We start from the raw sequence: 26,734 nt of genomic DNA, 5'->3' as shown, positions 1-26,734 counted from the left end.
CCGCCGCTTCGAAAGGCACCTCCCGTGACCACAGACGCGTACGTCTACGACGCGATCCGCACCCCGCGCGGCCGCGGCAAGGCCAACGGCTCCCTGCACGGCACCAAGCCGATCGACCTCGTCGTCGGCCTGATCCACGAGATCCGGACCCGCTTCCCCGGCCTCGACCCGGCCGCCATCGACGACATCGTGCTCGGCGTCGTCGGCCCCGTCGGCGACCAGGGCTCCGACATCGCGCGCATCGCCGCCATCGCGGCCGGCCTGCCCGACACGGTCGCCGGCGTGCAGGAGAACCGCTTCTGCGCCTCGGGCCTGGAGGCCGTCAACCTGGCCGCGATGAAGGTCCGTTCGGGCTGGGAGGACCTCGTCCTCGCCGGTGGCGTCGAGTCGATGTCCCGCGTCCCGATGGGCTCCGACGGCGGCGCCTGGGCGATGGACCCGATGACCGCCTACGAGACCGGGTTCGTGCCGCAGGGCATCGGCGCCGACCTCATCGCCACCATCGAGGGCTTCTCGCGCCGCGACGTCGACGAGTACGCCGCCCTGTCGCAGGAGCGCGCCGCGGCCGCCGTGAAGGACGGCCGGTTCACGCGCTCGATCGTGCCGGTCAAGGACCGCAGCGGGCTCACCGTCCTCGACCACGACGAGCACCTGCGCCCCGGCACCACCGCCGACTCCCTGGGCAAGCTGAAGCCGTCGTTCAAGGACATCGGCGACCTCGGCGGCTTCGACGCCGTCGCGCTCCAGAAGTACCACTGGGTCGAGAAGATCGACCACGTGCACCACGCGGGCAACTCCTCCGGCATCGTCGACGGCGCCTCGCTGGTGGCCATCGGCTCCCGTGAGATCGGCGAGCGCTACGACCTCACGCCGCGCGCCCGCATCGTCTCGGTGGCCGTCTCCGGCTCCGAGCCGACCATCATGCTCACCGGCCCGGCGCCCGCCTCCCGCAAGGCGCTCGCCAAGGCCGGGCTGACCATCGACGACATCGACCTCGTCGAGATCAACGAGGCGTTCGCGGCGGTCGTGCTGCGCTTCGTGAAGGACATGTGCCTGTCCCTGGACAAGGTCAACGTCAACGGCGGCGCCATCGCCCTCGGCCATCCGCTCGGCGCCACCGGCGCGATGATCCTCGGCACCCTCGTCGACGAACTGGGGCGCCAGGACAAGCGGTACGGCCTGGCCACGCTGTGCGTGGGCGGCGGCATGGGCATCGCCACCATCGTCGAGCGCGTCTGACCCCTCGTCCCGAAACCCCTTACGGAGCCATGCAGATGACCGAGAGCACGACCATCCGCTGGGAGCAGGACGAGACGGGCATCGTCACCCTCGTCCTCGACGACCCCAACCAGTCCGCGAACACCATGAACCAGGCGTTCAAGGACTCCATCGCCGCGATCGCGGACCGCGCGGAAGCGGAGCGCGACTCCATCCGCGGCATCATCTACACCTCCGCCAAGAAGACCTTCTTCGCGGGCGGTGACCTCAAGGACATGATGAAGGCGGGCCCCGAGGACGCCCAGTCCGTCTTCGAGACCGGCACCGGCATCAAGAACTCGCTGCGCCGCATCGAGACCCTCGGCAAGCCCGTCGTCGCGGCCATCAACGGCGCGGCCCTGGGCGGCGGTTACGAGATCGCCCTCGCCAGCCACCACCGCGTCGCCCTCGACGCGCCCGGCTCGAAGATCGGCCTGCCCGAGGTCACCCTCGGCCTGCTCCCGGCCGGCGGCGGCGTCACCCGCACCGTCCGCCTCATGGGCATCGCCGACGCGCTCCTCAAGGTGCTGCTCCAGGGCACCCAGTACGCCCCGCAGCGCGCCCTGGAGAACGGCCTGATCCACGAAGTGGCCGCCACCCGCGAGGAGATGCTGGAAAAGGCGAAGGCGTTCATCGACGCCAACCCGGAGTCCCAGCAGCCCTGGGACAGGCCCGGCTACCGCATCCCCGGCGGCACCCCGTCGAACCCCAAGTTCGCCGCGAACCTGCCCGCCTTCCCGGCCAACCTCAGGAAGCAGCTGAACGGCGCCCCCTACCCGGCGCCGCGCAACATCCTCGCGGCCGCCGTCGAGGGCTCCCAGGTCGACTTCGACAACGCCCTCGCCATCGAGGCCCGCTACTTCACCGAGCTGGTCACCGGCCAGACCGCGAAGAACATGATCCAGGCGTTCTTCTTCGACCTCCAGGCCGTGAACTCGGGCGCCAACCGCCCCCAGGGCATCGAGACCCGCAAGGTGCGGAAGGTCGCCGTCCTCGGCGCCGGCATGATGGGCGCCGGCATCGCCTACTCCTGCGCCCGCGCGGGCATCGAGGTCGTCCTCAAGGACGTCACCGACGAGGCCGCCGCCAAGGGCAAGGCGTACTCCGAGAAGCTGTGCGCCAAGGCCGTCAAGCGCGGCCGTACGACGCAGGCGAAGGCCGACGCGCTGCTCGCCCGCATCACGCCCGCCTCCGACCCGCAGGCCGTGGCCGGCTGCGACGCGGTCATCGAGGCCGTCTTCGAGGACCCGTCGCTCAAGCACAAGGTGTTCCAGGAGATCCAGGACATCGTCGCCCCCGACGCCCTGCTGTGCTCCAACACCTCGACGCTGCCCATCACCACCCTCGCCGAGGGCGTCGAGCGGCAGGACGACTTCATCGGCCTGCACTTCTTCTCGCCCGTCGACAAGATGCCGCTCGTCGAGATCATCAAGGGCGAGAGCACCGGCGACGAGGCCCTCGCCCGCGCCTTCGACCTCGTACGGCAGATCAACAAGACGCCGATCGTGGTCAACGACTCGCGCGGCTTCTTCACCTCGCGCGTCATCGGGCACTTCATCAACGAGGGCGTCGCCATGGTCGGCGAGGGCATCGAGCCCGCGTCGGTCGAGCAGGCCGCGGGACAGGCCGGCTACCCGGCCAAGGTGCTGTCCCTGATGGACGAGCTGACCCTCACCCTGCCCCGCAAGATCCGCGAGGAGACGAAGGCCGCGGTCGTCGAGGCCGGCGGCACCTGGGAGGAGCACCCGGCCGAGGCGGTCGTCGACCGGATGGTCGACGAGTTCGGGCGGCCGGGCCGCAGCGGGGGAGCGGGCTTCTACGAGTACGGCGAGGACGGCAAGCGCGCCGGTCTCTGGCCGGGGCTGCGCGAGCACTTCACCAAGCCGGGCACGGAGATCCCGTTCGAGGACATGAAGGAGCGGATGCTCTTCTCGGAGGCGCTCGACACCGTGCGCCTGATCGAGGAGGGTGTCCTCACGTCCGTCGCCGACGCCAACATCGGCTCCATCTTCGGCATCGGCTTCCCCGGCTGGACCGGCGGCGTCCTCCAGTACATCAACGGCTACGAGGGCGGGCTGCCCGGCTTCGTCGCCCGCTCCCGCGAGCTGGCCGAGCGGTACGGCGACCGGTTCCTGCCGCCCGCGCTGCTCGTGGAGAAGGCAGAGAAGGGCGAGACGTTCAAGGACTGACCGTCCCGGGTGCGGGAGGCGGTCACCGCTCGGTGCGGAACGCCTCCCGCAGCTCCTCCTTCAGCGAGCGCTGGAACGCGGTCAACAGGGCCTGCACGACCAGCGGTTGCATATGGGCCGACAGGGACTTCACGTCCTGCTCGGCCCGTTGCGACACCTCGTCGCTGAACAGACGGGCCAGCTCCTGCGCCGCCCCGCGCGAATGCTCCACCAGCACCTCGCGCGAGGCCAGGATCGCGTCCAACGACAGCGGTACGTCGAGGAGTTGGGCCCCCAGGCGCAGCTGACCGGTGTCGCAGCGGTAGGTGCCGTCGGCCTCCCGCGTGAGGACGTCCATCGCGCCGAGCCGCGCCAGGTCCTCCTCGGTCAGCGCCCGGCCCGCGCGCCGGTCCAGGTCGGAGCGGGTGAGCGTCTCGACCGTGTCCGGCGCCCAACTCGCCACCACCGCACGGTGGATGGCCAGGTCCTGCGCGCTCAGGTCGGGCGGCAGCTGCTCCAGGTAGCGCTCGATCGCGGCCAGCGTCATGCCCTGGTGCTGCAACTCCTCGATGAGCGCGAGCCGGGCGACGTGGTCGGGCCCGTAGTGACCGACGCGGCGCGGGCCGATCGCCGGCGGCGGCAGCAGGCCGCGGGTGCTGTAGAAGCGGATCGTGCGCACGGTGACGCCCGCGTGGGCCGCCAGTTCGTCGACGGTCAGCGTCGGAGCCGACGCGGGCGCCCCGGCGGCGTGCTCGGTGTCCGTCGTCATCTCCGCCTCTCGCTGCGCTTCGGGTTCAACAGTATTGCTGATACACCGACGTTGTGAAAGACGACCGCCGCAATCGCCGGAGAGGCTCCATATGCCCCGTCCGGTTCCCTGTCCAGAGGCGTGTCGCCATGTGAGAAGCGCCGCTATGTGATCTCCGCCACCGCATCGCGAGCGATCTTTGGGGGAAGGTGCACCGTCGGTCCGCACACCGTCAGGGGTGATGCGGGCCGCAGCACTTTCCGGACCCCGGCGGCCCCCACGTCGCCGGGCACCACAGAGTGGACATCCCTTCGTGAGCAAGGACGCCGTCAACACGGCCGTGGACGCATCGCGCACAGATGCCTCCCGGGCGCCCGCCGACGCGGGCGACGCCGGCTACAGCAAGGCCCTCAAGAGCCGCCACATCAACATGATCGCCATCGGCGGCGCGATCGGCACCGGACTCTTCCTGGGCGCCGGCGGCCGGCTGCACGACGCGGGCCCCGCCCTCGTCTTCGCTTATCTGATCTGCGGGATCTTCGCGTACTTCGTGGTGCGCGCCCTCGGTGAAATGGTCGTCTACCGCCCCTCATCCGGTTCCTTCGTGTCGTACGCGCGCGAGTTCCTCGGTGAGAAGGGCGCCTACGTCGCCGGCTGGATGTACTTCCTCAACTGGTCGATGACGGGCATCGCGGACATCACCGCCGTCGCCCTGTACACGCAGTACTGGAGCGCCTTCACGAGCATCCCGCAGTGGGTGCTCGCCCTGATCGCGCTCGCCGTCGTGCTCGCCGTGAACCTCGTCTCCGTGAAGTACTTCGGCGAGATGGAGTTCTGGTTCTCGATCATCAAGGTGGCCACCCTCGTGGCCTTCCTGTTCGTGGGCATCTTCCTGGTCGCCACCCAGCACCCGGTCGACGGCCACACACCGGGCCTGAACATGATCACGGACAACGGCGGCTGGATGCCCAGCGGCACCATGGCCGTGGTCCTCGTGATGCAGGGCGTCGTGTTCGCGTACGCCGCCCTCGAACTGGTCGGCGTCGCGGCGGGCGAGACCGCCGAGCCGCAGAAGATCGTCCCGCGCGCGGTGAACTCCATCATGTGGCGCGTCGGCCTGTTCTACTGCGGTTCGGTGCTGCTGCTCGCGCTGCTGCTGCCAGCCACCTCGTACACCGCGGGCGAGAGCCCCTTCGTGACGCTGTTCTCGAAGCTGGGGGTCAGCGGCGTCGGCGACATCGTGAACATGGTCGTGCTGACCGCGGCGATGTCCTCGCTGAACTCCGGCCTCTACTCCACGGGCCGCATCCTGCGCTCCATGGCGATGTCGGGCTCCGCCCCGAAGTTCACCGCCAGGATGAACAAGAGCCAGGTCCCCTACGGCGGCATCCTGCTCACCGCGGGGGTCGGCGTTCTCGGTGTCGGCCTCAACTACCTGCTGCCCGCCGACGCCTTCGAGATCGTCATCGAGATCTCCTCGATCGGCATCATCGGCACCTGGGTCATGATCATGGTCGCCCACCTGGCGTTCGTCCGCCGGGCCAAGCAGGGCCTGGTCGAGCGCCCGACGTTCCGGCTGCCGTTCTCCCCGGTCACGGAGATCGTCACGATCGTCTTCCTGCTCTCCGTGCTCGTCCTCATGTGGAACGACACGGAGACCGGCCGCAAGACGCTCATGCTGATCCCGGTCGTCGGCGTCCTGCTCTTCATCGGCTGGTTCCGGGTGCGGCGCAACGTCGACCGCCTCGCCTCCGAGGAGCTGACGAAGGTGGCCGACGGCGACTGAGCGGCTCCCGCCACCGTCGCCACGGGGCCCCGACGCACACGGTGCGTTGGGGCCCCGTGCCGTTCGGGTAGGACACAGGCATGGCCCTGGTTCCGTGGGACGTGCATGTCAAGGTCGGTCATCTGGCCGCACTGGCCGCGGCGCTGGCGACGGCGCTGCTCTCCTCCGCCCGCCGCCGCACCGCCCCCGCTCCACCGAAGGCGCCCCCGCCACCGTCCCCGGCCCCGCACCCGGCCCACGTGGTCCCCTCCCGCGCGACCCCGACCGCGGCGGCGCTCACGGACCTGTGCACCTGCGTCTCCGAACTGGCCTCGGACCTGGCGAAGCGGTACGCGGACGACGACGCCCGCCCACCCGGCCCGGACACGCATACTTGATCACGGGCCCCCCAGGCTCCGCACGCGCCACGAGGAGCAGCACCCGTATGAAGCACCACGATCCGGATCCGCCCCCGCCCCCGGTCGGCGGCATCCTCTGGGACACCGCGGGCGACGTCCGTGCCCTGCTGGCCCTGCCCGCCGCGTTCGTCCTCCAGGTCGCGCACCCCGCCGTCGGCGCGGGCGTCGACGACCACTCGGTGTTCCGCACCGACCCCTGGGGCCGCGGCGCACGCTCACTGACCTCCGTCATGCTCTGGGTGTACGGGGGAGAGGCCGCCGCCGAGGAGGGCCGCCGCCTGCGCCGACTGCACCGCACGATCCAGGGCACGGACCCGCACGGCCGCCGCTACCACGCCCTCACCCCGGCCTACTACGCCTGGGTCCACGCCACCGGCTACCCCGTCTCCCGCTACGCGCGCCGCTACTTCGCCACCCCGTTCACACCGGAGGAGGACGCGCGGTTCTACGCGGAGTGGCTGATGGTCGGCCGCATCCTCGGCATCCACGACCGCGACATGCCGCAGACGCCCGCGGAGTTCTGGCCGTACTACCGCAAGATGCTCGCGGAGGAGGTCGAGGGGAACGCGGTGGTGCGTGAACTGACCTCGCGCTCGCGCCCCCTCCCGCCGCCCCCGGGCCACCACCCGGTCCTCACGCTCCTGTGGCCCCTGCTGCGCCCGGCCCTCACCCGGGCGATGAGCTTCCTGTCGACGGGCCTGCTCCCACCGGAGGCGAGGAAGGCCATCGGCCTCCCCTGGACCCCCCGCCAGGAACGCCACCTGCGCCGCTTCGCGGCCCTGGTCCGCTGGACGACACCGAGACTCCCGGAACGCCTCAGGTATCTCCCGATGGCCCGCAGGGCGCGAGCTTCGGCAGGAGCCGCCCTTTCAAGCCCCTCCGGCGATTGAGGAGCGGGGTCCGGGGCGGAGCCCCGCGACCGCAATGAGGTGCGGGCATTTCAAGCCCCTCCGGCGATTGAGGAGCGGGGTCCGGGGCGGAGCCCCGCGACCGCAACCACGGCCCGCCGACATCAGCCTTCGGCCTGCAACCGCAACCCCGCCAACGTCAAATCCAGCGCGGCGAGAAACTGCTCCCGGTCGTCATGCCCCGCAAACTCGTCCACGATCTCCCGCACGAACGGAAACTCCTCCGCATCGAGCCGCCGCCACGCCTCCGCGAACTGCGCGAGGTGCTCCTCCCGGTCCACCTCCCCGTCCAGCAACCGCTGAGGCACCTCCATCCCCAGATCGGCCGCCGTCCCGACCACCACCCCCGTGATCGCCGAAACGGCGTGGAACCGCTGCCGTTTCGTGAGATCGAGCCGCAACGTCTGCCGCCCGAGCAGCTCGTACAGCCGCAGTGAGTTCCCCTGCACATCGGTGTTGCGCATGAAGTACGCCGACAACCACGGCCGGTCCACGATCGCGTCGAACAACGCGACGGCCATCGCCCGCAGGTCGGCGATGGGGTCGTCGCTGTCCCGCCGCTCCTCCACGGCGGCCAGCACCCCGCCGATCGCGTGGTCGGTGGCGCGGTCGAGGAGCTCGTCCTTGTTCTGGACGTACCAGTAGATCGTGCCGACGCCCGTGCCGAGCCGGGCCGCGAGCGCGCGGAACGTCAGCGCGGACCCGCCGGCCTCGTCGAGCACGGCCACGGCCGCGTTGAGCACGGCCTCCATCGAGTGCGAAGCGCGCCGGCGCCCCCGGGGGGACTGCGCGGCGGCGGAGCGGGTCGGCGGCGGAGTCATGGCATCCATCCAAGCACAGCTTGCCTCCTCATCGAACATGGTTCTATGGTAGAACCACGTTCGAACATCGAACCGTGTTCCATAGCTGAACGCCGTGGCCTCCACCGCGGCGCTCTCCGTCCGAAAGGAGGCCGGTCATGACTGCCACCACGGAAACCGGGCCCGTTCCCACCCGTACCTACGGATCACTGCGCGCGGCGTGGATCCCGCTGGCCGCGCTCTGCCTGGCCTTCTTCGTCGAGATGGTCGACAACACGCTGCTCTCGATCGCGCTGCCCACCATCGGCCGCGACCTCGGCAGCGGCACGACCGCCCTGCAATGGGTCACCGGTGCCTACTCGCTGACCTTCGGCGGCCTGCTGCTCACGGCGGGATCCATGGCCGACCGCCTCGGACGCCGCCGCGTCCTGCTGGTCGGCCTCGCCGTCTTCGGCGTGTTGAGCCTGGCCGTCGTCGCCGTCGACTCCACCGGACAGCTCATCGCCCTGCGGGCCGGACTCGGCGTCGCCGCCGCGGCCATGGCCCCCATCACCAACTCGCTCGTCTTCCGGCTCTTCGACGACCAGGCGCTGCGGATGCGCGCGATGACGCTGATGATCGTCGTCGGCATGTCCGGGTTCATCCTCGGCCCGCTGCTCGGCGGCACCGCGCTCGCCCACGTGAGCTGGCAGTGGCTGCTCCTGATCAACGCGCCGATCGCGCTGATCGCGGCCATCGGCGTGCGGCTCGGTGTCGCGCCCGACCGGCGCGAGGACCTCACCGACGACAAACTCGACCTGCCGGGCGCCGCCCTGAGCGTGCTCACCATCGGCCTGGCCTGCTACGCGCTGACCAGCGGCGTCGAGCACGGCTGGAGCTCCGTGGCCACGCTCGGCTCGGTCCTGGGCGCCGTGGCCGCGGGCCTCGCGTTCGTCTGGCACGAGCGCCGCAGCAGGGCCCCGATGCTGGACCTCAAGATCTTCTCGAACGGCACCGTGCGCGGCGCCGCCCTCGCCCAGATCGGCACGTCCGTCGCGATGGCCGGCGTGATGTTCGGACTGATCCTGCACTTCCAGTACGCCTACGGCTGGAGCCCCGTGCGGGCCGGCCTCGCCAACCTGCCGCTCATCCTGACCATGATCGCGGCGACCCCGCTCTCGGAGTGGCTCGCCAAGCGGTTCGGCCACCGCGTCGCCTGTCTCGTCGGCGCGGCCTGCCTGACCGTGGCGCTGGCCGGACTCGCCTGGGGCGTCGACCACGGATACGCCGTCATCGCGGCCTGCATGGTCGTCATGACGATCGGCCTGCGCACGGTCATGACCATCTGCGCCATCGCCCTGGTCGAGGCGATGCCCGAGAACCGCACCTCGATCGGCACCGCGCTCAACGACACCGCCCAGGAGGTCGGCACCAGCGTCGGCACCGCCGTCGTCGGCACCCTGATCGCCGCACTGGTCACCACCCAGCTGCCCGCGGGCGTCTGGAGCAGCGACCTCGTGCAGTCCTTCTTCCACGGCGAGCGTGTCACCTACGCCGTGCTCGCCGTACTCGTCGGCCTGATCGCGGCGGGCGGCGCGCTCACCCTCACCGACTCCCACGCGACCGAGGAGCCGGCCTGAGACGTCCGGTGCGGGTGAGCGCTGAACCGTGGTCGGTCAGTGCTCGCCGTGCACCGTGTTCGTGGCGGCGATCCGCTTCCACGACTGCGGCCGCACCGGCTCAGCGGCTCCCCGCGCGGCCGGTGCGGCCGGCTTCGACGGCTGGTACAGCCACGTGTCGAACAGGCCGCGCAGCCGCTGCCCGGACACCTTCTCCGCGTACGCCCGGAAGTCGGAGACGCTCGCGTTGCCGTACGCGTACTGGCGCGGCCACCCCTTCAGGATCGCGAAGAAGTCCTTCTCGCCGACCTTGTTGCGCAGCGCCTGCACCGCCAGCGCGCCCCGGTCGTAGACCGCCAGGTCGAACTGGTTCTCCGGCCCCGGGTCCCCCGGCTTCACCGTCCAGAACGCGTCGTCCGCCGGATGCTGCGCGTACACGTAGTCCGCGAGCTCCTGCGCCGTGCCCTCGCCCTCCTTCTCCGACCACAGCCACTGCGCGTACCGGGCGAAGCCCTCGTTGATCCAGATGTCCTTCCAGCCGCGCACGGAGACGCTGTCGCCGTACCACTGGTGCGCCAACTCGTGCACGACCACGGACACGTTGGACCCGTTCGCGAACTGCTTCGGCGAGTAGAACGGCCGGGTCTGCGTCTCCAGCGCGAAGCTCGACGGCACGTTCGGCACGTACCCGCCCAGCGCCTCGAACGGGTACGTCCCGTAGACCGACTCCAGCCACTCCGCGACCTCGGTGGTCCGCTCGACGCTCGCCTTCGCCGCGCCCTCGTTCGCGCCGAGGTCCTTGCTGTACGCGTTGACGACCGGCAACCCGTCCGCGGTCCTGTCGGTGGTGATGTCGAACTTGCCCACCGCGAGCGTGGCCAGATAGGTGGCCTGTGGATGGGCCGAGCGCCAGTTGAACCGCGTCCACCCCAGCTTCGAACTCTGCGACTGGAGCGTCCCGTTGGAGATCGCCTGCGTCCCGTCGGGCACCGCGACCGACACGTCGTACGTGGCCTTGTCGAGCGGATGGTCGTTGGACGGGAACCACCAGGCGGCGGCCTCCGGCTCATTGGCCGCGACACCGCCGTCCGGGGTGCGCTGCCACGAGGTGAAGCCCCACAGCTTCACGTCGGACGGCTTGCCCGCGTACTTCACCACGACCGTGAACGGCGTGCCCTTCGGCAGCCCTGCCGCCGGAGTCACCTCCAGCTCCTGCTCGCCCGACGTCGCGAACGCGGCCTTCCTGCCGTTCACCCGGACCTCACTCGCGGTCAGCCCGAAGTCGAGGTCGAAGCGGGACAGGTCCTGCGTGGAGGAGGCGAGGATCGTCGCCGTGCCCTCCAGCAGGTCCGTCCTCGGCTGGTACGTCAGACGCAGGTCGTAGTGCGAGACGTCGTACCCGCCGTTGCCGTACGCCGGGTAGTACGGATCGCCGATGCCCGGCGCCCCCGGCCGGAAGTCGGCCGCCGACGCCGGGATCGCCAGCATCAACGAGGCCACGAGCGCGCCGGGGGCAATGAGTCTGCGATGCACGAGAACTCCAAGTCGTAGGGGTGGCACGACAGTCAGGAACTGCTCAGCAGCCTATTCAGCACCTCGCACCCCAGTCGTGTCCATGGCCGCTCCAGCCACACGATCGTCATCCGGCCGACATGTGCGCACGCGTCCCACGGACCTGTCCTCGATGCCCCCGGCCCTCTGTCGCCCGGCAATTGACCCGTGTACCTTCCGCGCCATGCCGATACCTGCCAGACGCAGCCACCCCGGACCACGCCGCTGGAGAACCCTCGCGGCCGTGACCGTCACCGCTCTGCTGACCGCACTCCTCGCCACCGGCACCACCGCCTCGGCCGCCCCCGCCGGGCCGGCCGAGTCCCGGCCCGTGTACTCCTACGCCGACGCCATCCGCGAATCCGTCTGGGTCGACACCCGGCTCGACGGGGACGACGACGGGAAGACCGACCGGGTCGCCGTCGACATCGTCCGCCCCCGCGAACCCGCCGCGCAGGGCCGCAAAATCCCCGTGATCATGGACGCCAGCCCGTACTACTCCTGCTGCGGGCGCGGCAACGAGAGCCAGAAGAAGACGTACGACGGAGGCGGCGACGTCGTCCAGATGCCGCTGTTCTACGACAACTACTTCGTGCCCCGCGGCTACGCCTTCGTCGGCGTCGACCTGCTCGGCACCAACCGCTCCGACGGCTGTGTCGACGTCGGCGGGGCCTACGACATCGGCAGCGCCAAGGCCGTCGTCGACTGGCTGAACGGCCGCGCCAAGGGCTACACCACCAGGACCGGCTCCCAGAAGGCCGCCGCCAACTGGACCAACGGCCGTACCGGCATGATCGGCAAGAGCTACGACGGCACCGTCGCCAACGGCGTCGCCGCGACCGGTGTCGAGGGCCTGGAGACCATCGTGCCGATCGGCGCCATCTCCTCCTGGTACGACTACTACTTCCAACAGGGCGCCCCGCTCTACGACTCGGGCCCCGAGTGGCTCTCCGACTACGTCGAGAGCCCGGCGGCACGCGAACGCTGCGCCGCCGTGCAGCAGCGGCTCGTCGACGAAGCGCCCCGCAGCGGCGACTGGACCGGCCTCTGGCAGGAGCGCGACTACGTCGAGGACGCCGACCGGGTGAAGGCCAGCGTCTTCGTCGTGCACGGCATGCAGGACCTCAACGTCCGCGCCAAGCACTTCGGCCAGTGGTGGGACGCCCTCGCCAAGAACGGCGTCGACCGCAAGATCTGGCTGTCCCAGACCGGCCACGTCGACCCCTTCGACTTCCGCCGCACCGCGTGGGTGGACACCCTGCACCGCTGGTTCGACCACGAACTCCTCGGCTACGCCAACGGGATCGACCGCGAGCCGATGGCCGACATCGAGCGCGCCCCCGACCGCTGGACCACCGACAAGGTGTGGCCGCCGCGCGGCACCGACACCACCGCGCTGCGCCCCGCCAAGGGCGACGCGGCGGGCGTCGGGACACTGGGGCTCAAGACCGGCTCCGGCACCGAGACCTTCACCGACGACCCGGCCCTCGGCGAGCTCGACTGGGCGGACCGGATCGAGCAGCCGACCGCCGAGAAGGCCGGATTCCTCAGCCGCCCGCTCACCAAGGACCTGCGCCTGTCCGGCTCCTCCAAGGTGACGGTCACCGCGACCCCGTCCACGTCGACCGCGCACCTGAGCGCCGTCCTCGTCGACCTCGGACCCGCCACGATCCGCGACTACGGCGGCACCGGCGAGGGCATCACCACGGGCACCGACCGCAGCTGCTGGGGGCCGAGCACCAGCGGCGACAGCTCCTGCTTCCTCAACACCGCGACCGCGACCACCGACGTCAACTCGACCGTCTTCAGTCGTGGTTGGGCCGACCTCGGCACCGCCACCGACCCGGAGCACGGCAGCGCCCTCACGCCCGGCAAGCCGTACACCCTCACGATCCGGCTGGCCGCCGCCGACCACGTCGTCCCCAAGGGGCACCGGCTCGCCCTCGTCGTGGCCGGCACCGACCAGGGCCTGATCGACCCGCCGTCCACCCGGCCGACGCTGCGCCTCGACCTCGCCCGCACCGCCGCCCGCGTCCCCGTCGTCGGCGGCGCCGCCGCCTTCGCGTCCGCCACCTCGGGCGCCGTCACCGCAACCCCCCACTCGCCCGCGGCCGAAGGCGTGCGTCCCTACCGCCTCGACCGCCCCGTACCGGGAGGCAGCAACCGATGAGAGCACGTCCGCGCACGCTCGCCCTGGCCGCCGCCGTCGCGGCCCTCACCGTGCCCCCCGTGACGGCGGTCCCCGCCGGAGCGGACGCGGGCCCGCCCCGCACCGGCTTCGAAGAGACGCACGGCGCCCGCTGGACCACCCAGCCCGAGGAGAGGAAACTCCTCGCCACCGTCGACAAGGCCTCCGCCGAGGTGTCCGTCTCCCGCATCGGCGAGACCAAGCAGGGTCGCCCGCTGAACCTCGTACGCGTCGGAGCCCACCGCGGCGCCACGACCGTGCTGCTGATCTGTTCCCAGCACGGCGACGAACCGTCCGGCCGCGAGGCCTGCCTGACGAAGATCCGCGACCTGGCCTACGCCAAGGACCGCGCGACGCGAGCCTTCCTGTCCCGGACGACCCTCCTCGTCGTGCCCACCGCCAACCCCGACGGCAACGCCGCCGACACCCGCGGCAACTCCGACGGCATCGACATCAACCGCGACCACATCGCCCTCCAGACCGCCGAGGCGCGCGCCATGGCGGCCGTCATCCGCGACCGGCGGCCCGACGTCGTCTACGACCTGCACGAGTACGGGGCCACCCCCGAGTACTACGACAAGGACCTCTTCGACCTCTGGCCGCGCAACCTCAACACCGACCACGCCGTCCACGACGAGGCGAAGTCGCTGTCCCTGGACTACGTACGGCCCGCCGCCGAGGGCGCCGGATACTCCACGGGCACCTACGGCATCTGGACCGACCCGGTCACCGGCGAACCGATCAAGCAGACCGCGGGGGACGGGCAGGAGCGGATCCTGCGCAACGTGTCCGGCGTCAAGAACTCCGTGGGGCTGCTCATCGAGAGCCGCGTCGACCCCGACACCCCCGCGGAGGAGGCCGATCCGGCGCTCGTCAACCAGCGCCGCCGCGACTCCCAACTCGCGGCGCTGGGCGGCCTGTTCCGGTACACCGCGGAGCACCGGGACGCGATCCGGGAGGCCACCTCGGCGGCCCGCGCCAAGGGCTTCGAGGACGACGGGCCGATCTATGTCGGTGGCGCCGACAACGACCCCGCCGAACCCGCCGAGATCATCCAGGACCCGCCCTGCGGATACCGGTTGAGCGCGGCGCAATACGCGGAGTTCGGGGACGAATTGGCGCTGCACGGCATCACCGTCCGGAAATCGGGCAAGGGTGCGTTCGTGCCCCTTGGACAGTCCGAGCGGGCACTGGTCGCGTTGCTCCTCGACGCGCGCGCGACCTACCACTTGACGGAAGCGGAGCCCGACACACGCTGCTGATCGGGTTACTGGAGTGTCAGGTGTGGTAGGTCGTAAGGGGTGACAAGCCCTCAGAAGACTCCCAGCGACGCACCCATCCCCGAGGAGGGAGCGACCGGCGAGCGGAGCCCCGCCACGGACCGGATCGTGTTCGGCGTCACCGCCGTGCTCACTCTGGCCTTCGTGGTCTGGGGCGTCGCCGCCACAGACAACCTCGAGAGCGTCTCCAGCACGCTCCTCAGCGGCCTGATGCACAACGGCGGCTGGGCGTTCGTGCTCGCCGCGACCGGCTTCGTGGTCTTCGCCCTCTGGCTCGCCATGAGCCGCTACGGGAAGATCCCTCTCGGCAAGGAGGGCGAGGAACCGGAGTTCCGCACGGTCTCGTGGATCGCGATGATGTTCAGCGCGGGCATGGGAATCGGCCTCATGTTCTACGGAGTGAGCGAGCCGCTCGCGCACTTCACGACGCCGCCGCCGGGCACCGACCCGGCCGACGCCGCCCAGGGCATGGAAATCGCCATGGCCACCACCCTGTTCCACTGGACCCTGCACCCGTGGGCCATCTACGCCGTCGTCGGCCTCGCCATCGCGTACAGCACGTTCCGGCGGCGCAGGCGGCAGACCATCTCGTCGGTCTTCGTCCCGCTCCTCGGTGAGAAGCGGGCGCACGGCACGTGGGGCCGCGTGATCGACATCATCGCGATCTTCGCGACGCTGTTCGGCTCCGCCGCCTCGCTCGGCCTCGGCGCCCTTCAGATCGGCGCCGGCCTGGAGGCGGCCGACTGGATGGACAAGGCGAGCACCGGCCTGCTCGTCGTCATCATCGCGGTCCTCACCGTCGCGTTCGTCGCCTCCGCCGTCTCCGGAGTGGAGAAGGGCATCCAGTGGTTGTCGAACACCAACATGGTGCTCGCGCTGCTGCTCGCGCTCTTCCTGTTCGTCGCGGGCCCGACGATCCTGATGCTCGACATGCTGCCGACGTCGCTCGGCGCGTATCTGCAGAACTTCCCGCAGATGATCGGCCGCACCGAGGCGTCCAGCGGCAAGGGCGTCGCGGACTGGCTGAGCAGCTGGACGGTCTTCTACTGGGCGTGGTGGATCTCCTGGTCGCCGTTCGTCGGCATGTTCATCGCCCGCATCAGCAAGGGCCGCACGATCCGCCAGTTCGTCGGCGGCGTGATCCTCGTGCCGTCGACCGTCAGCCTCATCTGGTTCGCGATCTTCGGCACCACGGCGATGAGCCTCAAGGAGGACGGCAGGCTGGCCGGGGCGGACACCCCGGAGACCCAGCTCTTCGGCGTGCTCCAGGAGTACCCGATCGCCACCGTCACCGGCCTGCTCGTGATGATCCTCGTCGGCATCTTCTTCGTGTCGGGCGCGGACGCCGCGTCGATCGTGATGGGCACCCTGTCGCAGAAGGGCGCGCTCGAACCGGGCAAGTTCGTCGTCATCTTCTGGGGCGTCGTCACCGGCGCCGTGGCCGCGATCATGCTGATGATCGGCGACGGTTCCGGCGACGCGCTCACCGGTTTGCAGAACCTGACGATCCTCGTGGCCGTGCCGTTCGTCATCGTCATGATCGGCATGTGCTGGGCGCTCCTGCGCGACCTGCGCCGCGACCCGCTGATGGTCCGCGGCGAGATGGGCATCGAGGTCGTCGAGCAGGCGGTCGTCGCCGGACACGAGCAGTACGGCGGCGAGTTCGAGATCCGGATCGGCCCCGGCAGCAGCCTGGAGACCGAGGGAGACCCGATCGGCAAGCACCACGACGACTGATCGTCGATCGGCATCCGCGTACGAACGGGTGGGGCGTGGTCCGGTTCGGACCACGCCCCACCCGTTTCCGCGTCCGTACCGGCAGTACGCGACCGGGGACCGGCTCAGCCCTCGACGAGGTCGGCCGCCTCCCGCGCGCAGCCCCACGCCACCGTCACCCCGGCGCCGCCGTGCCCGTAGTTGTGCACCAACACCCGCCCCGACGCGGCGACTTCACGCTCCACGCGCACCGCGGGGCGCGCCGGGCGCAGTCCCACGCGGTGGTCGAGTATCCGCGCCCCGGCGATCTCGGGGCGCACCCGCGCGCAGCGCCGCACGATCTCCTCGGCGGTCGCCGGGTCCGGCTCCAGCGACCAGTCGTCCTCCTGGGCGGTGCCGCCCAGCAGCAGCCCGCCCGGCTGGGGCAGGAAGTACGTGGTGGCCGCGGAGGCCGGGTCGGCGGTCGTGAACCACGTGTCGACGCCCGGGTTCTCGACGACCACCAACTGGCCGCGCACCGGGCGCACGGATCCGTCCCGCGCCAGCTCGCGGGCCGCGAGTCCCGTGCAGTTCACGACGGTCGGCGCGACGTCGAGCGCCTCGTCGAGCGAGCCCACGGCGCGCTCCTCCACGGTGACGCCCGCAGCGCCCAACTCGCCGCGCAGCCAAGCGAGATGGGCGGGCATGTCGATCAGCGGGAGGCGCGCCGCGAGACCCTCCGGGGTGTCGCGCAGCCCGGCCACCTCACCGGCCCACGCCCCGAGCCCGTCAAGACGCGCATCCCCGTGTACGCCGTCGACCAGGCGTACCCCGGTCTCCTCCGGGCGCGCCGCCCACTCCTCGTACCGCCGCAGCGAGCGCAGCGACCACGCGCCCACCAGCTCCATCGGGTCGATCCGGTACGGCCACCACAGGCCGCCCGCGACCGCCGAGGTCGTGCGCTCGGCGGCGTCCCGCGACCACACGCGCACCGGGCGGCCGCGCCGCACGAGTTCCAGGGCGGTACTCAGGCCGATCACACCGCCGCCGACCACGATCACTTCACTGCCGCTGTCACTGATCATCCCCGGACGCTAACGGAATGTCCCATGCCGTGCGCAGGCCGGGTGCGCGCTGGGGATACTCACCACATGTCTGCCGACGACTACGCGACCTTCGGCCTGGCACCGGCGATGCGCGCCGGTGGCGTCCTCGCGGACGGGGACTATCAAGTCCACCGTGACTTCATGGACTTCATCGTCGACGGCCGCCCGCTGCTCTTCCAGCTCTCCGACCTCGACGCGGTGTCGCCGCTCGCCGCCGACATCCCGCCCGCCATCTTCGTCCACCACGTCAAACGCCTGCTCCTGGAGGCGGAGGCGCCCCTTCCCGACGGCCGTTGCGTGATCTACGGGTGCCCCGAGTGCGAGGGCATCGAGTGCGGGGCGGTGACGGCGGTCATCGAGCGGGACGGCGGCGCCGATGGCGAGACCTACGTGTGGCGGGACTTCGCGTGGCAGACCGACGAGCGTGCCGACCTGGAGCTCAACGGGTACCACGGCATAGGCCCGTTCCGCTTCCGGGCCGCCGAATACCGGGCGGCGCTCGGCCAGTTGCTGAACGCGGCGGACGCGCCGGCGCCGCGCCGCAAGGTGCTGCTCATCGGCGCGCGCGTCGCCGTCCTCGCGAAACTCGCGGCGGCGCTGCGGACCATCGGGGTCGGCGCGGACATCACGCAGGACGCGGCCGGCGTGCCGCCCGAGGAGCTGCGCACGTACGAGGTGGTGGCCTTCGGTCGCGCCGTGGAGGAGTCCCAACGGGCGGCGGTTCGGGGGGAGTTCGAGCGGGCGGGGGCGGACGTGGCGTACGTGGACGGCTGGGCGCCGATCATTCCGCTCCTCGTCGCCCAGATCGAGAGCGCGCTGGATCGCAGTCCGGCGGCGCGGCGGCGGCTCACGCGGTTGGTCGCGGCCGACGGGGAGGCGGGGGTGGAGGTCACCTCCACGTGCCGTGTCCGTCTCACGGCCTACCGTCTCGACCGTCTCTACCGCTCCCATGTGCATGAGGTCTTCGACGCGGTCCTGGAGCCGGGGCGGCACCGGATTCGGCTCGCCGCCAAGGTGACGAAGGGGGACGCCTACCTGGTGGCCCGCACCACCGACTCCGTCCTGACCACCCCCATGCCCCACTGACCCACCCCACACCCCGGGGCTCCGCCCCGAACCCCGCTCCTCAATCGCCGGAGGGGCTTGATCGGGCCCACCCGCCGCGGCCTCGCACCCCGCTCCTCAAGCGCCGGAGGGGCTGAGATGGGGCGTCGCGCGCCGCCTTGGGCAGTCTGCCGCCTGGGGCGGCAGGGTGGGCAAGGCGGCACCACGGTGCGGCGCAACGGAACGAGGGGGCCGGCCCCGCCGCCCGGCGCGCCCGGCAGGGCCCCGCTAGGATCGGCGCCCTGATGACTGCAACGCTCGTAGCCAAGAATCTCGCCGCCGGGCACGGCGACCGTACCCTCTTCGCCGGTCTCCACCTCGTCGTCGCCCCCGGCGACGTGATCGGCCTGGTCGGCGCCAATGGAGCGGGCAAGTCCACCCTCCTGCGCCTCCTCGCCGGCCTCACCACCCCCGAAGAGGGCGAGATCCGGCTCTCCCCGCCGACCGCCACCGTCGGCCACCTCCCGCAGGAGCCGGACCGCGTCCCCGGCGAGACGGTCCGCGCGTTCCTGGCCCGCCGCACCGGCGTCGCCGCCGCCCAGCGCGCGATGGACGAGTCCACCCAGGCCCTCGTGGACGGCGCCCCCGGCGCCGACGACGCGTACGCCACCAGCCTGGAGCGCTGGCTCGACCTCGGCGGCGCCGACCTCGACGAGCGGGCCGACGAGGTCGCGGCGCAGCTCGGCCTGGAGGTGGGCCTCGACCAGGAGATGACGTCCCTCTCCGGCGGCCAGGCGGCCCGCGCCGGCCTCGCCTCGCTCCTGCTGTCCCGCTACGACGTCTTCCTCCTCGACGAGCCCACCAACGACCTCGACCTCGACGGCCTGGACCGCCTGGAGAGCTTCGTCCGCGGCCTGCGCGCCGGCACCGTCGTCGTCAGCCACGACCGCGAGTTCCTCACCCGCACCGTCACGAAGGTCCTCGAACTCGACCTCGTCCAGCAGGAGATCAACCTCTACGGCGGCGGTTACGCCGCCTACCTGGAGGAGCGCGAGGTGGCCCGCCGCCACGCCCGCGACGAGTACGAGGAGTACGCCGACAAGAAGGCCGCCCTCGAAGGCCGCGCCCAGATGCAGCGCTCCTGGATGGACAAGGGCGTCAAGAACGCGCGCCGCAAGGCCACCGACAACGACAAGATCGGCCGGAAGTTCCGCAGCGAGGCGAGCGAGAAGCAGGCCGCGAAGGCCCGCCAGACGCAGAAGATGATCGAGCGCCTCGACGTCGTGGACGAGCCCCGCAAGGAGTGGGAGCTGCGCATGGAGATCGCGGCGGCGCCGCGCTCCGGAGCGGTCGTCGCCTCACTGCGCGACGCCCGACTGCGGCGCGGCGACTTCGAGTTCGGCCCGGTGACGCTCCAGATCGACTGGGCGGACCGCGTCGCGATCACCGGGGCGAACGGCTCCGGGAAGTCGACCCTGCTCGCCGCGCTGCTGGGCCGCATCCCGCTGGACTCCGGCCACGCGACGCTCGGTTCGGGCGTGGTGATCGGCGAGGTCGACCAGGCCCGCGCCCTCTTCCACGGCCCGGAAACGCTCCTGGAGGCGTTCGGCGCGGCCGTCCCCACCATGGAACCGGCCGACGTCCGCACGCTGCTCGCCAAGTTCGCCCTGAAGGCGGACCACGTGCTGCGCCCGGCGGCCACCCTCTCCCCGGGCGAGCGCACCCGCGCGGCCCTGGCCCTCCTCCAGGGCAGAGGCGTCAACCTCCTGGTCCTGGACGAGCCGACCAACCACCTCGACCTTCCCGCCATCGAGCAGCTGGAATCGGCCCTGGCGACGTACGAGGGCACGCTGCTTCTGGTCACCCACGACCGCAGGATGCTGGAGGCGGTCCGGACCACGCGGCGCTTCGAGGTGGCGTCGGGCAAGGTGACCGAGCTCTGAGGGGCGCGGGGAACCGCGCGAGCCCGGCCACGGCCGACCGCGCAGCTCCCCGCCCCGTCACCCCCGGACGGGGTTACGCCAGCCCCGCCTTGCGCAACGCGTCCGCCATCGCCGAGTTCGCCGGCGGCGTCGCGGGACGGCCCTTGCCGCCCCCGGACGAACCGGCGCCACCGGAACCCCCGCGGCCGCCGCCCTGCCGGGACTGCCGCGGCGGCTTGCGGTCGCCACCCCGGTCACCGCGCGGGCCACGCTCACCGCGCTCCCCGCGCCCGCCGCCCCCGCCGGAGGCCTTCTCGTCGTCGAGGCGCAGCGTCAGCGAGATCCGCTTGCGCGGCACGTCGACGTCGAGGACCTTCACCTTCACGATGTCGCCGGGCTTGACCACGTCCCGCGGGTCCTTGACGAACGTACGGGACAGGGCCGACACGTGCGCGAGCCCGTCCTGGTGCACGCCGATGTCGATGAACGCCCCGAAGGCGGCCACGTTGGTGACGACGCCCTCCAGGATCATCCCCGGCTCCAGGTCGCCGATCTTCTCGACGCCCTCCTTGAAGGTGGCCGTCTTGAAGGCGGGCCGCGGGTCGCGCCCCGGCTTCTCCAGCTCCTTCAGGATGTCCGTGACGGTCGGCAGACCGAACGTCTCGTCCACGTAGTCGGCCGGCTTCAGCGAACGCAGCGTCCCCGTGTCGCCGACCAGCGAGGCGACCTCGCCCCCCGTCGACTTCGCCATCCGCCGCACCACCGGGTACGCCTCGGGGTGCACCGACGACGCGTCCAGCGGGTCGTCGCCGCCCCGGATCCGCAGGAAGCCCGCGCACTGCTCGTACGCCTTCGGGCCGAGCCGCGCCACGTCCTTGAGGCCCTTGCGGTTGGTGAACGGGCCGTTGGAGTCGCGGTGCGCCACGATGTTCTCCGCGAGCCCGGCGCCGATGCCGGACACGCGCGCGAGGAGCGGCGCGGAGGCGGTGTTCACGTCGACCCCGACACCGTTCACACAGTCCTCGACCACCGCGTCGAGCGAACGCGACAGCTTCACCTCGCTGAGGTCGTGCTGGTACTGGCCGACACCGATCGACTTGGGGTCGATCTTCACGAGCTCGGCCAGCGGGTCCTGGAGGCGCCGCGCGATCGACACCGCCCCGCGCAGCGAGACGTCCATGTCGGGCAGCTCCTGCGAGGCGAAGGCCGACGCCGAGTACACCGAGGCGCCCGCCTCGCTCACCATCACCTTGGTGAGCTTCAACTCCGGGTGCTTGGCGATGAGTTCACCGGTGAGCTTGTCGGTCTCGCGGGATGCCGTGCCGTTGCCGATCGCGATCAGGTCGACCGCGTGCTCCTTGGACAGCTTCGCCAGCTTGGCGATCGCCTCGTCCCAGCGGTTGGCCGGCACGTGCGGGTGGATGACGTCCGTCGCGACGACCTTGCCCGTCGCGTCGACGATCGCGACCTTCACACCCGTACGGAAACCGGGGTCGAGCCCCAGCGTCGCGCGCGTGCCCGCGGGAGCGGCCAGCAGCAGGTCCCGCAGGTTCGCCGCGAAGACCTTGACCGCCTCGTCCTCGGCGGCCGTGCGCAGCCGGGTGCGCAGGTCGAGGCCGAGGTGCACCTGGATGCGCGTGCGCCACGCCCAACGGACCGTGTCCTGAAGCCACTTGTCACCGGGACGCCCCTGGTTCCGGATCCCGAACCGGTCGGCGATGATCGGCTCGTACGAGGAGGTGGCGTCGCGGTCCTCCGCGGCGGCCGGCTCCTCCGGCTCCAGGACGAGCTCCAGCACGTCCTCCTTCTCGCCGCGCAGCATCGCCAGGACGCGGTGCGAGGGAAGGTCGGTGAACGGCTCCGCGAAGTCGAAGTAGTCGGCGAACTTGGCGCCCGCCTCCTCCTTGCCGGACTTCACCTTCGCCGCGAGCCGGCCGCGCCCCCACATGCGCTCGCGCAGCTCGCCGATGAGGTCGGCGTCCTCGGAGAAGCGCTCGGTGAGGATCGCACGGGCCCCGTCGAGCGCGGCCTGCGCGTCGGCGACGCCCTTGTCGGCGTCCACGAACGCGGCGGCGGCCGCCGCCGGGTCCACCGACGGGTCGCCGAGCAGCCCCTCCGCCAGCGGCTCGAGCCCCGCCTCGCGCGCGATCTGCGCCTTCGTGCGCCGCTTGGGCTTGAAGGGCAGGTAGATGTCCTCCAGGCGCGCCTTGGTGTCGGCGGCGCGGATCTGCGCCTCAAGGTCCGAGGTCAGCTTGCCCTGCTCGCGCACGGAGTCGAGGACGGCGGTGCGCCGCTCCTCCAGCTCGCGCAGGTACCGCAGCCGCTCCTCCAGGGTGCGCAGCTGGGCGTCGTCGAGGGACTCCGTCGCCTCCTTGCGGTAGCGGGCGATGAAGGGCACCGTCGAGCCGCCGTCAAGCAGCTCGACAGCGGCCTTCACCTGCCGCTCCCGTACGCCGAGTTCCTCGGCGATCCTGCTCTCGATGGACCCGGGACCGGATCCAGCAGTGGTGCCAACTGTGGGTGTCGCCACGATTCCCGTACCGCCTATGTCGACTGAGGTTGCGCGGCAATTGTGGCAGGTGGCACCGACACCCGGGGATCAGGGAGGTCAGGCGCGGTGCGCGCGGCCGGACCGGGAGGCGCCGCCGAACAGCCGGGCGAGTGCCCGGAACGGCAAGGTCACGACGGTGGCGACGGCACCGGCGATCTGTCGAAGAATGTCGGCGATGGCACGGAACATGCGAATTCCCCTCTCGTGTGTCCGGCCGCACGGTGCGGCCCGAACACCCGAGTACCTCACCTGCGCCGATTGAGACCTACGCGGCCTTGCCGATCAGGTCCGCGGGGAACGCGCCGTTGCCGAGCGCCGCGCCGACGAAGACCGTCGCCAGCTCGGTGAGCCGGGCGACGCCCGCCTCGCCGAGGTGGTCGTAGGGGGCGCGGTCGAGGGCGTCGGTGCGGTGCTCGATCTCGGCGCGCAGCGTCACGCCCTCCTCGGTGAGCGTCAACTCCTCGGCGCCGGTGAGCAGTCCACGCGCGCGCAGCCGCTCGGCGGCCGCGTCGTACTCGGCCCGGTCCCAGCCGCGCGTGGCGAGCAGCCACTTCGGGGCCATGCCCTTGCCGGTGGCGACATGGCTCACGAGGGCCTCGACCGGGTCGAGGCCGGCGCCGAGCAGCGCCGCGATGTGCCCGTCGCCGCGGTGCTCGCGCAGCAGCGTCGCGGCGTGCCAGTACGCCATGTGCGGCGCCTCGGGGACGTCGAGGTCGGCGTGGGCCGCGTACAGGGGGCGGGCGTGCCGGGTGCAGGCCTCCGTGGCGCGCAGGGCGAGTTCGGCGGCCTCGGCCATCTCCTTGGAGGCGAGCGCCTCCTCGCCGATGAGGCGGCGCAGCGTCGTGTCGACGGCACGCGCGCGTGCCGCGAGCACCGCCTGCGGCGACGCCGTCTCCCACACGGCGGGCACGTGCCGGGCCACCAGCTCGTGCTTGAAGTTGTAGAACGTGGCGGTCACGGTCCCGGCGCCCACGGCGCCCATGGGCGCGGACCGCGCGGCGAGGTAGGCCGCGCTCGGGTCACTCACGCCTATGGCGGCGAGCTCCTTGCCCAGGTCGGGCGAGAAGTAGTGGGTCGAGTGGAACGGGTTGAGCACGTTGTGGCAGTGGCGGGCGGCGCGCAGGCGGGAATCCGAAGTCATGCCGGTCACGTTACCGACCGGTCGGTACGAGTGGGAGCACCGGCCGTCCGGCGATGGCAGGAAAGGTGGGACATTCGTCATTGCGGCCATGCGGCCAGGGCCCGAAGAATGAGCCCCATGCCGCCGCCGCGCACCGTCCTCGTCCTCCTCTTCGACCAGGTCCAGAGCCTCGACGTGACGGGCCCCGTGGAGGTCTTCTGCGGTGCCGCGCTCGCCGCGGGGGACGCCGACGCCGGGTACCGGGTGCGGACCGCCTCCCTCGACGGGGAACCGGTCCGCACGTCCAGCGGGCTCACCCTGGTCCCGGACCACGCGCTCGCCGACGCCCCGGCCCCGCACACCCTGCTCGTCCCCGGCGGCCAGGGCACCCGGGACCCCGACCCCCGCCTGATCGACTGGCTGCGCTCGGGCGCCCCGCGCGCGCAGCGCCTCGTCTCGGTCTGCACCGGAGCGATCCTGCTGGCCCGCGCGGGCCTCCTCGACGGCCGCCGCGCCACGACCCACTGGGCGTACTGCGACCGGCTGGCCCGCGACCACCCGCGGATCGACGTCGACCCGGACCCCATCTACGTACGCGACGGAAACGTGGCGACGTCCGCGGGCGTCACCGCGGGCATCGACCTCGCCCTGGCGCTCGTGGAGGAGGACCACGGCCGGGACGTCGCGCTCACGGTCGCCCGCCACCTCGTCGTCTTCCTGCGCAGGCCCGGGAACCAGGCCCAGTTCAGCGCCCAGCTCGCCGCCCAGACCGCCCGCCGCGAGCCGCTGCGCGAGGTCCAGCAGTGGATCAGCGAGCACCCCGACGACGACCTGAGCGTCGAGTCCCTGGCGAGCCGCGCCCGCCTCTCGCCCCGTCAGTTCGCCCGCGCCTTCCAGGCGGAGACGGGGCTCACGCCCGGCAAGTACGTCGAGCGCGTCCGTGTGGAGCACGCCCGCCGCCTCCTGGAGGACACCGCGGACGGCGTGGAGGAGATCTCCCGCGCCAGCGGCTACGGCACCCCGGAGGCGATGCGCCGCGCCTTCCTCAAGACCCTCGGCACACCCCCGGCGGAGTACCGCCGCCGCTTCCACGCACCCCTGGGCTGAACACCGCCCGCCGACACCCCGGAAAGGCATGCCATGCAGATCGCCGTCGTCCTCTTCGACCGGTTCACCGCCCTCGACGCCATCGGTCCCTACGAGACCCTCGGGCGGCTGCCCGACGCCGAGGTCGTCTTCGTCGCCGAGCGGCCCGGTCCCGTCCGGACCGACACCGGCGCCCTCGCCCTCGTCGCCGACAAGGCCCTCGACGAGGTGCCGCACCCGGACATCGTCGTGGTGCCGGGCGGGCCGGGCCAGTCGGACCAGATGGACAACCGCGTGCTGCTCGACTGGCTGCGCGCGGCCGACGCCCGCAGCACCTGGACCACGTCCGTGTGCACCGGCTCCCTGCTGCTCGCCGCGGCGGGCCTGCTGAAGGGGCGGCGCGCCACCTCCCACTGGCTGGCCCTGGACGCCCTCACGGGGTTCGGCGCCGAGCCGACGGGGGAGCGCGTCGTCGTCGAGGACAAGTACGTCACGGCCGCCGGGGTGTCCGCCGGCATCGACATGGGCCTGACCCTCGTCGGGAGGATCGCGGGGGACGAGCACGCCCAGGCCGTCCAACTGCTGACGGAGTACGACCCGCAGCCGCCCTACGCCGCGGGCTCCCCGGACAAGGCGCCCGCGCACCTGGTCGAGGAGTTCCGCTCGAAGAGCCGGTTCATCCTGCGCTAGACGCGGGAGCCGTCGCGGGCGGCACGGTCCACGCGAACCGCGGCGCCCGCCGCTCCAGGAACGCCGCGACGCCCTCCGCCGTCTCCCCGCCCGCGCGTGCCTGCGCGGCCCAGTGGGCGTCCCGGTCCGTGCGACCCGCCACGAACTCCTTGGCGGCGGCCTGCGTCAGCTGGGAGCGGGCGGTGAGGGTCGCGGTGAACTCGGTGACCCGGTCGCCGAGTTCGGCCTCGGGCAGCACCTCGTCCACGAGGCCCGTGCGCAGCGCCCGCTCGCTGTCGATCAACTCACCCGAGAACAGCAGGTACTTGGCGGTCGCCGGTCCCACGAGCGCGGCCAGACGGCGCGTGGACGAGGCCGGGTAGACGATGCCGAGCTTGGCCGGTGTGACCCCGAACCGGGCCCCCTCGGCGGCGAACCGCAGATCGCAGGCGGCCGCCAACTGGCTCCCGCCGCCCACGCAGAACCCGCGCACCACGGCGAGCGTCGGCTTGGGGAACGCGGCGAGCGCGTCCTCCGCCGCGACCGCGAGCCCCTGCGCCGCCCCCTCGCCCAGCGTCGAGATGTCGGCCCCGGCGCAGAACGTCTCCCCGGCCCCCGTGAGCACGACGACCCGCACCCGCGGATCGGCCGCGAGCCGTGCCAGCAGCGGCGGCAGCGACGCCCACATGGCGTCGGTCATGGCGTTGCGCTTCGCCGGATGGTCGATGACGACGGTGGCGACACCGTCGGCGACGGCGTGCGTGAGCTGCGACGGGGAGAGGGAAGCCATGGCCGGATGCTAACCGTGCCCTCGCGGGGACCGGCGTGCCGGGCGGCTCGTAGAACAAGCTGAAGACGG

At 71.8% G+C, this 26,734-nt stretch carries 21 protein-coding genes; 13 read left to right on the top strand and 8 right to left on the bottom strand.

The genetic code is table 11. The annotated features are described in order from the left end of the window. Positions 1-24: 24 nt before the first annotated feature. The gene (locus tag ACYBSK_RS24520; protein WP_460243342.1) at positions 25-1,239 is read left to right on the top strand and encodes an acetyl-CoA C-acetyltransferase; all 1,215 of its coding nucleotides are present in this window, start codon (positions 25-27) and stop codon (positions 1,237-1,239) included. A gap of 35 nt (positions 1,240-1,274) precedes the next feature. Further along, the gene (locus ACYBSK_RS24515; RefSeq protein ID WP_460243341.1) at positions 1,275-3,446 is read left to right on the top strand and encodes a 3-hydroxyacyl-CoA dehydrogenase NAD-binding domain-containing protein; all 2,172 of its coding nucleotides are present in this window, start codon (positions 1,275-1,277) and stop codon (positions 3,444-3,446) included. Positions 3,447-3,468: 22 nt separating this feature from the next. On the opposite strand, the gene ACYBSK_RS24510 is transcribed toward ACYBSK_RS24515, so the two are convergent. After that, entirely contained in the window at positions 3,469-4,194 is a 726-nt protein-coding gene (locus ACYBSK_RS24510; RefSeq protein ID WP_460243340.1) for a MerR family transcriptional regulator, read from the bottom strand. 292 nt (positions 4,195-4,486) lie between these two features. Between ACYBSK_RS24510 and ACYBSK_RS24505 the strand changes: the two genes are divergently transcribed. From ACYBSK_RS24505 to ACYBSK_RS24495, 3 genes are all read left to right on the top strand, one after another. After that, on the top strand, positions 4,487-5,959 hold the full coding sequence (locus ACYBSK_RS24505; RefSeq protein ID WP_457479365.1) for an amino acid permease: 1,473 nt from the start codon (positions 4,487-4,489) through the stop codon (positions 5,957-5,959). A gap of 80 nt (positions 5,960-6,039) precedes the next feature. After that, positions 6,040-6,336 carry a hypothetical protein gene (locus tag ACYBSK_RS24500; protein ID WP_460243339.1) on the top strand — a complete coding sequence of 99 codons (297 nt, stop codon included), beginning with the start codon at positions 6,040-6,042 and terminating at the stop codon, positions 6,334-6,336. A 47-nt stretch (positions 6,337-6,383) separates the two neighbouring features. Beyond that, on the top strand, positions 6,384-7,247 hold the full coding sequence (locus ACYBSK_RS24495) for an oxygenase MpaB family protein (RefSeq protein WP_460243338.1): 864 nt from the start codon (positions 6,384-6,386) through the stop codon (positions 7,245-7,247). Between the two features lie 122 nt (positions 7,248-7,369). On the opposite strand, the gene ACYBSK_RS24490 is transcribed toward ACYBSK_RS24495, so the two are convergent. Then, positions 7,370-8,017 (bottom strand): TetR/AcrR family transcriptional regulator, encoded by a 648-nt coding sequence (locus tag ACYBSK_RS24490; RefSeq protein ID WP_460247089.1) that lies wholly within the window; start codon positions 8,015-8,017, stop codon positions 7,370-7,372. Positions 8,018-8,223: 206 nt separating this feature from the next. Between ACYBSK_RS24490 and ACYBSK_RS24485 the strand changes: the two genes are divergently transcribed. Continuing rightward, positions 8,224-9,684, top strand: coding sequence for an MFS transporter (locus ACYBSK_RS24485; RefSeq protein WP_460243337.1), 1,461 nt, complete (start codon positions 8,224-8,226; stop codon positions 9,682-9,684). A 36-nt stretch (positions 9,685-9,720) separates the two neighbouring features. Here the strand turns inward: ACYBSK_RS24485 and ACYBSK_RS24480 are convergent, their stop codons facing one another. Beyond that, positions 9,721-11,196, bottom strand: coding sequence for a M1 family metallopeptidase (locus ACYBSK_RS24480; RefSeq protein WP_460243336.1), 1,476 nt, complete (start codon positions 11,194-11,196; stop codon positions 9,721-9,723). Between the two features lie 202 nt (positions 11,197-11,398). Between ACYBSK_RS24480 and ACYBSK_RS24475 the strand changes: the two genes are divergently transcribed. The 3 genes from ACYBSK_RS24475 to ACYBSK_RS24465 are packed head-to-tail and all read left to right on the top strand — an operon-like array spanning position 11,399 to position 16,419. Next, complete coding sequence (locus ACYBSK_RS24475; RefSeq protein ID WP_460243335.1) at positions 11,399-13,384, top strand: Xaa-Pro dipeptidyl-peptidase; 1,986 nt, start codon at positions 11,399-11,401, stop codon at positions 13,382-13,384. Next, on the top strand, positions 13,381-14,664 hold the full coding sequence (locus ACYBSK_RS24470; RefSeq protein WP_460243334.1) for a M14 family metallopeptidase: 1,284 nt from the start codon (positions 13,381-13,383) through the stop codon (positions 14,662-14,664). Before ACYBSK_RS24475 ends, ACYBSK_RS24470 begins: the two co-directional genes overlap by 4 nt. A gap of 39 nt (positions 14,665-14,703) precedes the next feature. After that, positions 14,704-16,419 carry a BCCT family transporter gene (locus ACYBSK_RS24465; protein WP_460243333.1) on the top strand — a complete coding sequence of 572 codons (1,716 nt, stop codon included), beginning with the start codon at positions 14,704-14,706 and terminating at the stop codon, positions 16,417-16,419. Between the two features lie 104 nt (positions 16,420-16,523). On the opposite strand, the gene ACYBSK_RS24460 is transcribed toward ACYBSK_RS24465, so the two are convergent. Then, positions 16,524-17,462, bottom strand: coding sequence for an FAD-dependent oxidoreductase (locus tag ACYBSK_RS24460; RefSeq protein ID WP_460243332.1), 939 nt, complete (start codon positions 17,460-17,462; stop codon positions 16,524-16,526). A 66-nt stretch (positions 17,463-17,528) separates the two neighbouring features. On the opposite strand from ACYBSK_RS24460, the gene ACYBSK_RS24455 reads away from it, so the two are divergent. Then, the gene (locus tag ACYBSK_RS24455; protein ID WP_460243331.1) at positions 17,529-18,569 is read left to right on the top strand and encodes an oxidoreductase; all 1,041 of its coding nucleotides are present in this window, start codon (positions 17,529-17,531) and stop codon (positions 18,567-18,569) included. Between the two features lie 263 nt (positions 18,570-18,832). Continuing rightward, complete coding sequence (abc-f, locus tag ACYBSK_RS24450; RefSeq protein ID WP_460243330.1) at positions 18,833-20,470, top strand: ribosomal protection-like ABC-F family protein; 1,638 nt, start codon at positions 18,833-18,835, stop codon at positions 20,468-20,470. Between the two features lie 73 nt (positions 20,471-20,543). On the opposite strand, the gene ACYBSK_RS24445 is transcribed toward abc-f, so the two are convergent. From ACYBSK_RS24445 to ACYBSK_RS24435, 3 genes are all read right to left on the bottom strand, one after another. Further along, on the bottom strand, positions 20,544-22,979 hold the full coding sequence (locus ACYBSK_RS24445; RefSeq protein WP_460243329.1) for a Tex family protein: 2,436 nt from the start codon (positions 22,977-22,979) through the stop codon (positions 20,544-20,546). Positions 22,980-23,057: 78 nt separating this feature from the next. Beyond that, entirely contained in the window at positions 23,058-23,189 is a 132-nt protein-coding gene (locus ACYBSK_RS24440) for an LPFR motif small protein (protein ID WP_457479353.1), read from the bottom strand. Between the two features lie 76 nt (positions 23,190-23,265). After that, a complete protein-coding gene (locus tag ACYBSK_RS24435; protein WP_457479352.1) occupies positions 23,266-24,141 on the bottom strand; it encodes an SCO6745 family protein in 876 nt (291 codons plus the stop codon). A gap of 117 nt (positions 24,142-24,258) precedes the next feature. Here ACYBSK_RS24435 and ACYBSK_RS24430 point away from each other — a divergent pair, with 117 nt between their 5' ends. Both ACYBSK_RS24430 and ACYBSK_RS24425 read left to right on the top strand, forming a co-directional pair. Beyond that, positions 24,259-25,227: a GlxA family transcriptional regulator gene (locus ACYBSK_RS24430; protein ID WP_460243328.1), complete on the top strand. Its 969-nt coding sequence runs from the start codon at positions 24,259-24,261 to the stop codon at positions 25,225-25,227. A gap of 33 nt (positions 25,228-25,260) precedes the next feature. Then, complete coding sequence (locus ACYBSK_RS24425; RefSeq protein ID WP_460243327.1) at positions 25,261-25,896, top strand: DJ-1/PfpI family protein; 636 nt, start codon at positions 25,261-25,263, stop codon at positions 25,894-25,896. Here ACYBSK_RS24425 and ACYBSK_RS24420 read toward each other — a convergent pair. Then, positions 25,883-26,665, bottom strand: a complete 783-nt coding sequence (locus ACYBSK_RS24420; protein WP_460243326.1) for an enoyl-CoA hydratase/isomerase family protein — start codon at positions 26,663-26,665, stop codon at positions 25,883-25,885. The genes ACYBSK_RS24425 and ACYBSK_RS24420 overlap by 14 nt on opposite strands. Between the last annotated feature and the right edge of the window lie 69 nt (positions 26,666-26,734).

It is taken from the genome of Streptomyces sp. BYX5S (assembly GCF_054724165.1).
This window is presented reverse-complemented; position numbering and strand designations above follow the sequence as displayed.

Excerpts from the sequence above, each read along its gene's own strand:
- ACYBSK_RS24515 (WP_460243341.1), top strand. The coding sequence starts at position 1,275 with ATGACCGAGAGCACGACCATCCGCTGGGAGCAGGACGAGACGGGCATC.
- ACYBSK_RS24510 (WP_460243340.1), bottom strand. The coding sequence starts at position 4,194 with ATGACGACGGACACCGAGCACGCCGCCGGGGCGCCCGCGTCGGCTCCG.
- ACYBSK_RS24500 (WP_460243339.1), top strand. The coding sequence starts at position 6,040 with ATGGCCCTGGTTCCGTGGGACGTGCATGTCAAGGTCGGTCATCTGGCC.
- ACYBSK_RS24495 (WP_460243338.1), top strand. The coding sequence starts at position 6,384 with ATGAAGCACCACGATCCGGATCCGCCCCCGCCCCCGGTCGGCGGCATC.
- ACYBSK_RS24490 (WP_460247089.1), bottom strand. The coding sequence starts at position 8,017 with ATGGAGGCCGTGCTCAACGCGGCCGTGGCCGTGCTCGACGAGGCCGGC.
- ACYBSK_RS24485 (WP_460243337.1), top strand. The coding sequence starts at position 8,224 with ATGACTGCCACCACGGAAACCGGGCCCGTTCCCACCCGTACCTACGGA.
- ACYBSK_RS24475 (WP_460243335.1), top strand. The coding sequence starts at position 11,399 with ATGCCGATACCTGCCAGACGCAGCCACCCCGGACCACGCCGCTGGAGA.
- ACYBSK_RS24470 (WP_460243334.1), top strand. The coding sequence starts at position 13,381 with ATGAGAGCACGTCCGCGCACGCTCGCCCTGGCCGCCGCCGTCGCGGCC.
- ACYBSK_RS24460 (WP_460243332.1), bottom strand. The coding sequence starts at position 17,462 with ATGATCAGTGACAGCGGCAGTGAAGTGATCGTGGTCGGCGGCGGTGTG.
- ACYBSK_RS24455 (WP_460243331.1), top strand. The coding sequence starts at position 17,529 with ATGTCTGCCGACGACTACGCGACCTTCGGCCTGGCACCGGCGATGCGC.
- abc-f (WP_460243330.1), top strand. The coding sequence starts at position 18,833 with ATGACTGCAACGCTCGTAGCCAAGAATCTCGCCGCCGGGCACGGCGAC.
- ACYBSK_RS24440 (WP_457479353.1), bottom strand. The coding sequence starts at position 23,189 with ATGTTCCGTGCCATCGCCGACATTCTTCGACAGATCGCCGGTGCCGTC.
- ACYBSK_RS24435 (WP_457479352.1), bottom strand. The coding sequence starts at position 24,141 with ATGACTTCGGATTCCCGCCTGCGCGCCGCCCGCCACTGCCACAACGTG.
- ACYBSK_RS24430 (WP_460243328.1), top strand. The coding sequence starts at position 24,259 with ATGCCGCCGCCGCGCACCGTCCTCGTCCTCCTCTTCGACCAGGTCCAG.
- ACYBSK_RS24425 (WP_460243327.1), top strand. The coding sequence starts at position 25,261 with ATGCAGATCGCCGTCGTCCTCTTCGACCGGTTCACCGCCCTCGACGCC.
- ACYBSK_RS24420 (WP_460243326.1), bottom strand. The coding sequence starts at position 26,665 with ATGGCTTCCCTCTCCCCGTCGCAGCTCACGCACGCCGTCGCCGACGGT.